General features: G+C 53.2%; 8 protein-coding genes and 1 rRNA gene. 8 read left to right on the plus strand and 1 reads right to left on the minus strand.

The genetic code is table 11. The features are described from left to right. Positions 1–19 precede the first annotated feature (19 nt). The 6 genes from gatC (at position 20) to DL346_RS26825 (ending at position 7,617) form a co-directional block, all read left to right on the plus strand. Positions 20–307 (plus strand): Asp-tRNA(Asn)/Glu-tRNA(Gln) amidotransferase subunit GatC, encoded by a 288-nt coding sequence (gene gatC / locus DL346_RS26800; protein WP_112885439.1) that lies wholly within the window; start codon positions 20–22, stop codon positions 305–307. 36 nt (positions 308–343) lie between these two features. Further along, the gene (gatA, locus tag DL346_RS26805) at positions 344–1,801 is read left to right on the plus strand and encodes an Asp-tRNA(Asn)/Glu-tRNA(Gln) amidotransferase subunit GatA (RefSeq protein WP_112885440.1); all 1,458 of its coding nucleotides are present in this window, start codon (positions 344–346) and stop codon (positions 1,799–1,801) included. A gap of 31 nt (positions 1,802–1,832) precedes the next feature. Then, the gene (gatB, locus tag DL346_RS26810) at positions 1,833–3,275 is read left to right on the plus strand and encodes an Asp-tRNA(Asn)/Glu-tRNA(Gln) amidotransferase subunit GatB (protein WP_112885441.1); all 1,443 of its coding nucleotides are present in this window, start codon (positions 1,833–1,835) and stop codon (positions 3,273–3,275) included. A gap of 116 nt (positions 3,276–3,391) precedes the next feature. Further along, positions 3,392–5,233: a DUF4097 family beta strand repeat-containing protein gene (locus DL346_RS26815; protein ID WP_112885442.1), complete on the plus strand. Its 1,842-nt coding sequence runs from the start codon at positions 3,392–3,394 to the stop codon at positions 5,231–5,233. 84 nt (positions 5,234–5,317) lie between these two features. After that, positions 5,318–5,752 carry a Fur family transcriptional regulator gene (locus tag DL346_RS26820; RefSeq protein WP_112885443.1) on the plus strand — a complete coding sequence of 145 codons (435 nt, stop codon included), beginning with the start codon at positions 5,318–5,320 and terminating at the stop codon, positions 5,750–5,752. Between the two features lie 137 nt (positions 5,753–5,889). Further along, positions 5,890–7,617 carry a glycosyl hydrolase family 18 protein gene (locus DL346_RS26825; RefSeq protein WP_112885444.1) on the plus strand — a complete coding sequence of 576 codons (1,728 nt, stop codon included), beginning with the start codon at positions 5,890–5,892 and terminating at the stop codon, positions 7,615–7,617. Between the two features lie 58 nt (positions 7,618–7,675). Here DL346_RS26825 and DL346_RS26830 read toward each other — a convergent pair whose 3' ends face one another. Next, positions 7,676–8,062 carry a YgzB family protein gene (locus tag DL346_RS26830; RefSeq protein ID WP_112885445.1) on the minus strand — a complete coding sequence of 129 codons (387 nt, stop codon included), beginning with the start codon at positions 8,060–8,062 and terminating at the stop codon, positions 7,676–7,678. Between the two features lie 143 nt (positions 8,063–8,205). Here DL346_RS26830 and DL346_RS26835 point away from each other — a divergent pair, with 143 nt between their 5' ends. Continuing rightward, the gene (locus tag DL346_RS26835; protein ID WP_112885446.1) at positions 8,206–9,081 is read left to right on the plus strand and encodes a nucleotidyltransferase-like protein; all 876 of its coding nucleotides are present in this window, start codon (positions 8,206–8,208) and stop codon (positions 9,079–9,081) included. Positions 9,082–9,435: 354 nt separating this feature from the next. Beyond that, positions 9,436–9,559: ribosomal RNA gene (locus tag DL346_RS26840) — 16S ribosomal RNA — on the plus strand; the annotation flags it as partial.

Here is a 9,559-nt window from a genome sequence, read left to right on the forward strand (position 1 = left end):
AAGGACGGGACCATTAACGATGAGCATCACGATCAAAGATGTTGAGCATGTGGCCAATTTGGCCCGGCTGGAGCTTTCCGAGCAAGAGAAGGAGCAGTTTACGAGCCAATTGAACGCAATTCTTAAATATGCGGAAAAGCTGGACGAGCTTCAGACGGACGGAGTGGAGCCGACCAGCCATGTGCTGCCGGTTCATAATGTCACGCGGGAAGATGTTGTCCGCGAGTCGGTAACGAACGAGACCGCACTGCGAAACGCGCCGGATGAAGAAGACGGCCAGTTCAAAGTGCCGGCTGTTCTTGAATAGGTAGAGAAGGGTTTATCACGAAGGGAGGAAAGGCTGTTGGCACTCTTTGATTTACGCCTGCAGGAAGTACATAACCAATTAAAGAAGAAAGAGCTGTCGGTAGGCGACCTGGTGGACGCGTCCTATTCGCGCATTGCCGCTACCGATGCATCGATACAAGCGTTTTTGACGCTGAATGAAGAGGGCGCACGCGCCGCGGCGGCTGAGTTTGACGGCGCATTGACGGCGGGAGGCGAGCTGGGGCTGCTCTTCGGCCTGCCGGCCGGCATTAAAGATAACATTGTGACGGAAGGCTTGCTCACTACTTGCGCGAGCCAATTTCTGCGCAATTATGATCCGATCTATAGCGCAACGGTCGTGAAGAAGCTGAAATCGGCCCAGACGGTGACGATCGGCAAGCTCAACATGGACGAGTTCGCCATGGGCGGTTCCAACGAGAACTCGAGCTTCTACCCGACGCGCAATCCATGGAACACGGACTATGTGCCAGGCGGTTCGAGCGGCGGCTCCGCAGCCTCGGTTGCGGCCGGACAAGTGTATTTCTCGCTCGGTTCCGACACTGGCGGCTCGATCCGCCAGCCTGCCGCATACTGCGGCATTGTCGGCTTGAAGCCGACCTACGGCCTGGTTTCCCGTTACGGCCTCGTCGCGTTCGCATCGTCGCTTGACCAAATCGGTCCGCTGACGAAGAACGTGGAAGATTCCGCTTACGTGCTGCAAGCGATTGCCGGCTATGACGCGAACGATTCGACCTCGGCTAACGTCGATATTCCGGACTACGTCAGCGCGCTGACCGGCGATGTCAAAGGGCTTCGCATCGGCGTGCCGAAGGAATACCTCGGCCAAGGCATCGATCCGAAGGTGAAGGAAGCGGTGATTGCCGCATTGAAGCAGTTCGAGAGCCTCGGCGCGACATGGGAGGAAGTGTCTTTGCCGCATACGGAATACGCGGTAGCGACTTACTATCTGCTTGCTTCGTCCGAAGCGTCGTCGAACCTGGCGCGCTTTGACGGCGTCCGTTACGGCGTCCGCGCGGAGAACCCGGACAACCTGCTCGAGCTGTACCGCAAATCGCGCAGCCAGGGCTTCGGCTCGGAAGTCAAGCGCCGCATCATGCTCGGCACTTATGCGCTCAGCTCCGGCTATTACGATGCTTATTATTTGAAGGCACAGAAAGTACGCACGCTGATCAAGCAGGATTTTGACAACGTCTTTAAAGATTTCGATCTGATTATCGGACCGACTGCGCCTACGCCTGCTTTCCGTATCGGCGAGCAAGTGGGCGACCCGCTCACGATGTACTTGAACGATATTTGCACCATTCCGGTCAGCCTTGCCGGCATCCCGGCAATCAGCGTGCCTTGCGGCTTCGCGGACGGGCTCCCGATCGGCCTGCAGATTATCGGCAAAGCGTTCGACGAACGCACGGTGCTTCGCGCCGCGCACGCGTTCGAGCAGCATACTGAGCATCATAAACAGCGTCCGCAGCTGTAAGCGGATGTCTACGAAGCAGGAGGGCTAAACGATGTTTGAACCGAACACTTACGAAACGGTCGTCGGGTTGGAAGTGCACGTAGAGCTCCACACGAAGAGCAAAATCTTCTGCGGCTGTTCTACTTCCTTCGGCGCCCCGCCGAATACCCATACATGCCCGGTCTGTCTCGGGCACCCCGGCGTATTGCCGGTACTCAACCGCCAGGCATTGGAATTCGCAATGAAGGCCGCTATGGCATTAAACTGCCAAATTGCCGACATCAGCAAGTTCGACCGCAAAAACTATTTCTATCCGGACTCTCCGAAGGCCTACCAAATTTCCCAGTATGACAAGCCGATCGGCGAGCATGGCTGGATCGATATCGAGGTAGACGGCAAGACGAAGCGCATTGGCATCACGCGCCTCCATCTGGAGGAAGACGCCGGCAAGCTGACGCACGTCGAAGGCGGCTTCGGCTCGCTCGTTGACTTTAACCGCGTCGGCACGCCGCTCGTGGAGATCGTTTCCGAGCCGGACATTCGCACGCCGGAGGAAGCCAAAGCGTACCTTGAGAAGCTGAAAGCGATCATGCTTTACTGCGAAGTGTCCGACGTCAAGATGGAAGAAGGCTCGCTTCGCTGCGACGCGAACATCAGCCTTCGTCCATACGGGCAGGCTCAGTTCGGCACGCGCGCAGAGCTCAAGAACATGAACTCCTTCCGCGGCGTTCAGCGCGGCTTGGAGTATGAGCAGATGCGCCAAGCGGACATTCTCGACAGCGGCGGCAAGGTCGTGCAGGAAACGCGCCGCTGGGACGAAACGCAAGGCAAAACGTTCACGATGCGCAGCAAGGAAGAGGCGCATGACTACCGGTACTTCCCGGATCCGGATCTCGTGCAAATCCATATCGACGATGAGTGGAAGTCCCGCGTTCGCGCTTCGATTCCGGAGCTGCCGGATGCGCGCCAAGCCCGTTATGCGTCCGAATATGGCCTGCCTTCCTATGATGCGGGCGTCATTACCTCGTCCAAGAAGCTGGCGGATTTCTTCGAAGAGAGCCTTCAGTACACGAAGGACGCCAAAGCGGTGTCCAATTGGATCATGGGCGATCTGCTCGGCTATTTGAATGCAGGCGGCTTGGAGCTGGAAGATATCAAGCTGACCGGCCAAGGGCTGGGCGAGATGATCGGCCTAATGGAGAAGGGCACGATCAGCAGTAAAATCGCCAAGACCGTCTTTAAGGAAATGCTGGAGACAGGCAAGCGTCCGCAGCAAATCGTAGAGGAGCAAGGTCTGGTTCAAATCAGCGATGAAGGCGCGATCGCAGAGGTTGTCGACCGCATCGTAAGCAATAACCCGCAGTCCGTTGAAGACTTTAAGGCGGGCAAGGAGAAGGCGATCGGCTTCTTGGTCGGTCAAGTCATGAAAGAGACGAAGGGCAAGGCGAATCCGGCGCTCGTCAACAAGCTTCTGCTTGCGCGCTTGAATCAATAATAGATGAAGAGGCATGTCCGTCGTCGCTCGGACATGCCTCTTTTGTGCTTGTAAAGTGTGATACAATATTTATATTTGTTCCATCAACTTATCTGTCAGGAGGTGTCATTCATCCCATGCGCGAACAATCCAGATCTATATGGCTCGCCTCGATCATCGCCTTTCTCATTCCAGGCGGCGGACATCTTGCGCTGGGAAGGCATCTGACCGGCATGCTTCTGCTGATCGGCACGTTGACGGACATTGCCGCCATGATCCGCTTTGCGGATGAAAGCGGCGGGAAATATGCGCTGCTCATCATCTTCCTCGGATTGGCATTGCCCGTCTTTTGGTTTTACAGCGTATTCGATACGCTTCAGCAGGCAGCCAAGCTGCGGGCAACCGCGGCAGAGCCGGCAAGCGAGGATCCGACGCGACTTGGAATCGGGACCGTTTTGCAAGGAGCTGCCGTCATCGTACTTGCTTTTCTGCTGCTGATATTTGTACAGGCGCCTGTCGTCTTTCAATCGATTGTAGATACGATCGGCACATATGGTCCTGGTATTGGCTTCATTGCACTTGGGCTCGCTATTGCCTTAAGGAGGATGAGGTTGAAACCGGGAAGATTTACGGCTGCGGCAGTGATCGCAGCGGTCGGCGCCATGCTGTTCTGGGATCAAATTCAAGGCCGTAACGATATCGGGCTCCTCAGCCGGTGGTGGCCGGCTGCATTTGTATTGCTTGGCGTCGAGGTCGTTGTATTGAATCTGGTTTACCGTACTTCTCCTAAACGCCGGTCGTTCGATATCGGCGGTACATTTCTGGCGGCCATTATTGCGGTTACCGCCTTTGCCGTCACTCAGTACGCATCGATGCCGTTTCGCTGGCTCGATGAATTCAAGGTTAACTTGACCGGAACGAGCGCATATGGTGAAGAGAAGGGATTTCGTTATGAGAAGGAAGCGATTCACTCCCCATTGACGCCGGAAACGGCAAAGATCGATATCGTGAATCCGAACGGTAAAATAACCGTGAAGAAAGGGAACGTCGGCGAGCTGACGATCGAATCCGTCATGTGGGTCGATTCGGACGAGCAGGCAGAAGCGGATGAAACGGCGGCCAAGTCGGAAATCGCCGTCAGCGGCAAGGATGAGCTGAAAATCGAAGTAAAAGGCCATCCCTACGGTGCTAACGGAGATCGTGTACCGCGTATGAATATAGTAGTAACCTTACCTGAAGCTTCGGCATTCGGGCAGAATCTGCCCAGCTCCGATCCATCGGTCGACATACCGGACACATCGGTGCCGAGTAATGAAGCAGGCGTCCAGGAGGCACCGGGCAACTCGAATCAAAACGCCGCACCTCCGGTACAACCCGAAATCCACGTCCAGATCGTGAACGGCACCGTAGATGTGGCGGGGCTCTACTTGCCCGGCGGGCTAAGCGTCAAAGCTACCACCGGCCCGATTACGCTGCGCGAACTGGCAGGGCCGGTCAAGGCGGAGACGAAGAATGGCAATATCGAGGTAACCAAGCTGAACGGAGATGCACAGTTTAAAACCTATAACGGCGATATTAAAGCAGGCTACGTGTCGGGCGCGATTCAAGCCTCGACGCTTAGCGGCACCATCGATTTGCAGCAAATCAGGGGCGATATCGAGACGGATACGAAGAACGGCGAAATCGTGCTGAAGGAAGCAACAGGTACTATAAAGGCGGATACGCTAAACGGCGATATCCGGATTGCCAGCTCGCAGGTCGGCGGCGACTGGGACATCGACAGCTCCATAGGCGAAATTATGTTGTCGGTTCCACTTTACGGCAACTATTCCGTTAACGGTTCCGTGACTTTCGGCCAGGTTTCGACCGACTTGCCGCTCACGATCAGCGATAAAACGATTCGCGGAAGCATCGGATCGGGAAGCTACAGAATCAATATCGACGCGAACAGCAGCATCGAGGTAAATGGTTACAAATGATAAAATGATTCCCGCTTTCATTGACAAAACGAAAACGATGCACGTACAATGATTCTAAACCAAAGCAGAAAGGACGTGTTGGGCATGGGTACGACCGTAGAACAAGCGCTTGAACAATTAAAAAGTACCGGCGTACGAATGACCCCGCAGCGTCATGCAATCTTAAGCTTTCTCATGCATTCCATGACCCATCCGACTGCTGACGAAATTTATAAATCACTTTCGCCTTCGTTCCCAAGCATGAGCGTGGCGACCATTTATAATAATCTCCGGCTGTTCGTCGAAGCGGGATTGATCCGCGAATTGACCTACGGCGATGATTCAAGCAGATTCGATGCCGACCTATCGGAGCATTATCATGCCATTTGCCGCTCATGCGGTACGATTGTCGATTTCGACTATCCGCCTTTAACCGATGTGGAAGCAGCCGCTTCCAAAGAAACCGGCTTTAAGGTAGAAGGGCATCGTATGGAGATCTATGGGTATTGCGCAGATTGCTCCGCGCGGCATACGAATTAAGACGTAAACGAATGAATTGGAAAATCAAATGAACGCGCAGGGGTAGAGGAAAAGCTCACCAGCATGCGCGTTTTTTATTTTGAAGGACGACAGCTTGAGCATGGACTAGCTTACTTTGGAGAGGAGCGTTTTAAAAGGTGGAAACGGTAAGATTTCGGCCTAGACGGCAAAGCGGCGGCTGGCTGAAATGGGTTGTGCTGGCAAGCGGGCTGCTTGCTGCGGCGGCGGGGATGTGGCTGGGGTGGCAACGATTGGCCCCTAATCATACAGAGGTAAAACCAAGTTACGGTGCAGAGCACCCGATTCTATTTCACGGCAAAGTAGCTGAACACAGCGCAGTAATCGAGCAGGACGTCATTAGCTTGCCCATTAGCTTCATCCATGATCAGTTAGGGCTTAAGGAAGAAGTGTATGTGGAGGAGAAAACAGGCAACATCGTGCTGACCAATGCGAACAAGGTGCTGCGAATGAAGACGAACGCTTTGACGGCGACTATTAATAAAAAACCGTATCCTCTGCGCATCGCGGCAAAGGTGAAGGACAACATAGCCTATTTGCCGATTACCCCGCTTGAGGAGTTGTACGGCCTCCATGCCGAGTATAATGCCGAGAATGACATCGTCACGATCATGCGCGCAGGGGATGCCGTGCAGCGGGGGATCGCGGAAGACGGAGATACCGTTGTCCGGCGCGGACCTAGCATCAAGGAACCGATCGTCAAGCGCCTTGCAGGCAGTGATCCCGTTCGAATCTGGGGTGAGAAGGAAGGCTGGTTTACGGTTCAGAGCACCGATGGAGTTATGGGCTATGCGCAGAAGCGCGACATTCAACTGACCGAGACGGAGCAAATTCAACCGTACAAGGAGCCGGCACCCTTCACGGCTTGGAAAGTGATCGGCAGTAAGATCAACCTAACGTGGGACGCGGTATACGACAACGCAATAGATACAAATCAGATTAGCGAAATGCCGGGCGTAAACGTCGTTTCGCCAACCTGGTTTACGCTTATGGATGGCAAAGGCAACATTAGCAGCAAAGCGGATATGCACTACGTTCAATGGGCGCATAACAGAGGAATGCAGGTGTGGGCGCTGTTTAGCAACGGGTTTGACCCGGAAAGGACAACGGCTGCGCTGGCAAGTGCCAATACCCGCCTGCAAATCATCCGCCAGTTGGCTGCATTTGCCGAGATCTATAAGCTTCAAGGAATTAACCTTGATTTCGAAAACGTCAATACGGCGGACAAAGCCAATCTCGTCCAATTCGTACGGGAGCTGACGCCGATTATGCATGAGCAGAACGTAGTGGTGTCCATCGACGTAACGCCTAAATCGAACAGCGAGTTGTGGTCGCTGTTCTTGGACCGCTCAGCGCTCGGCAAAGCCGTCGATTACATGATGATTATGGCATACGATGAGCACTGGGCCTCCAGTCCGGAATCTGGTTCCGTAGCTTCCCTCCCATGGACGGAGCAGTCGGTTGCCCGCATTCTGGAGGAGGATGGCGTTCCGGCCAATAAGGTCGTACTGGGCATGCCGCTTTATGCGCGGCTGTGGACGGAGAAGAAGGACGCTGACGGGAAGGTAAAAGTCACCTCGAAAGCGCTGGGCATGGAAGCGGTGGAGGCTATTATTAAAGAACGCAAGCTGAAGCCTGTTTTAGAGGCGGAGTCGGGCCAGCAGTACGTTGAATATGAGGCTGACGGAGCCTTGCAGCGCATTTGGCTCGAAAACGACCATTCCATTAAGGCTCGCATTGCGCTTGTGAAGAAATACGGTTTAGCAGGCGTGGCGACGTGGCAGCGCCAGTTCCAAACCGACGATATTTGGGGTATCATTCATCAATCATTATCTAAGCTTCCATAATAAAAAAACGCCTTTCGCCCGGTAGTCAACCGGCCGAAAGGCGTTTTTTTTTTATCGATTAGGATTGAGGCTGCGTCCTTTTTACCTCTTCAATCTCTTCTTTATCCTCGTCATCCAGGTCGGTCGCTTGAGCAGGGTCCAGCGTCAATTTCGTCTTGCAGTACATACAGCGGTCCGTTTTGCCGAGCATTTTCGTATGTCTGCCGCATTCGGGGCAGTTCAGGATAATGGCGCTGGTCGACAGCATGCCGGCCCAGAAATAGATACCTACGCTGGCCAGCATTGCGATCATGCCGATGACCATGAAGATGGCCGCGAACACTTTCCCGGCTTGTCCCCAGAAAACAATGCCCGCAGTGCCCAGTATCATAAGACCCATGCCAAATAGCGTGAACAAAAGGCCCCATAGCCTAAATTCATTGATTTTGCTTGATTTTCCGAACATATCACAAGTCCTTTCTGACAGTTCCGTACGGTTTTCTAAGACCTTAGGCAGGAAAACATGCGTACATTGTCGAACTAAGAAATTAAACAACTGCGAAATCATTATAGCTTAAAGAAGAGAACGAAGCTATATGGGGGATCAACGTGGAACATATAAAAACACATTTCAAAACCATATTTGAACATAATGAGGCAGTGATCAGCCTGGCGGCTATCGAGAATCCGGTTCCATATAATCCGATGATCGACGGTCTTGATCTTCTGGTGCTGGTCATCTCTAAAGAAATCGAACCGGTCCGGGGGACGGAGCATGTCCAGATCGGCGGCGATCGGATTCAGATTAGATCGGTAACGCCGGCCATGCTGGAGCAGTGGACGACAGGCTGCGAAAACCGGAGCATCATACAATGGCTCGTTCGGGGGGAAATCCTGTTGGACCGAGACAATTATTTGCTTAACTTAAGGGAAAGCTTGCTCGCCTTCCCATCACCCATGCGCGGGCAGAAGCAGCTGGTGGAGTTCTCTCATTTTATCCGCAGCTACCAGCAGGCCAAGCAGGACTTGCAGGACAACAACCTGCTGGATGCTTACTCCAACGTGCTGACAGCTCTCCATCATTGGGCGCATATCGCGTTTATAGAAGAAGGCGTACATCCGGAATTAACCGTATGGAGGCAGATGAGAAGGTTCAACCCGGGCATCTATAAGCTGTACGAGGAGCTGACCTCTTCGCCGGAATCGCTGGAGAAACGTGTACAGCTGGTACTGCTTGCTTGCGAGTTCTCCGTGATGAACAAGATGAAATCCTCTTGCGGTCTGCTCTTCTCGATCTTGGAAAGCCGCGAGGAGCCTTGGAGCGTGATGGAGCTGCAAAACCATCCTTGTCTCATGGACCTGCACATGGATTTGTCGCTGCTGCTTCAAAAACTGGTTAAGCGCGGTTATATTCGTGAGGTTGCCTACATGACGCTTTTAGGCGATGCAGAAGCGATCGAGCTGCGTTATCATTACGTTTCTTAGCGGAAAATCACGGCCTCGTCAGGGCCGTGATTTTTTTTATAAATTAATGCTTGACGTATCCTTAGGGCATGTGATAAATTCTTTATTACCGCCTCCGGGAAAAGAATGAAACAGCGAAAGCGGGCAAGCAAGTAAGAAAAAAAGTTTTAAAAAAATGCTTGCAATCGAACGACCGGATGTGATATATTAATCAAGTCGCCGCTGAGACAACGGCGAGCGAAACAACTGAAGTAATGAAGCATTTGTTCCTTGAAAACTGAACAATGAGCGACCTGTCAAAAGGTTTTAAAATGAAGCAAGTCAGCGATGAGCTAACAAGCCATCCCTGAAAATGGACGAGTTTTCTCGGCTACTTTTATGGAGAGTTTGATCCTGGCTCAGGACGAACGCTGGCGGCGTGCCTAATACATGCAAGTCGAGCGGATCTTCCCTTCGGGGAAGGTTAGCGGCGGACGGGTGAGTAACACGTAGGCAACCT

Source organism: Paenibacillus montanisoli (genome assembly GCF_003268025.1).
GTDB classification, from domain to species: Bacteria; Bacillota; Bacilli; order Paenibacillales; family Paenibacillaceae; genus Paenibacillus_Z; species Paenibacillus_Z montanisoli.

What these genes read in the sequence shown, in the direction of transcription:
- DL346_RS26820 (WP_112885443.1), top strand. Translation starts at nt 5,318, where the DNA reads ATGGGTACGACCGTAGAACAAGCGCTTGAACAATTAAAAAGTACCGGC.
- gatB (WP_112885441.1), top strand. Translation starts at nt 1,833, where the DNA reads ATGTTTGAACCGAACACTTACGAAACGGTCGTCGGGTTGGAAGTGCAC.
- DL346_RS26830 (WP_112885445.1), bottom strand. Translation starts at nt 8,062, where the DNA reads ATGTTCGGAAAATCAAGCAAAATCAATGAATTTAGGCTATGGGGCCTT.
- gatC (WP_112885439.1), top strand. Translation starts at nt 20, where the DNA reads ATGAGCATCACGATCAAAGATGTTGAGCATGTGGCCAATTTGGCCCGG.
- DL346_RS26815 (WP_112885442.1), top strand. Translation starts at nt 3,392, where the DNA reads ATGCGCGAACAATCCAGATCTATATGGCTCGCCTCGATCATCGCCTTT.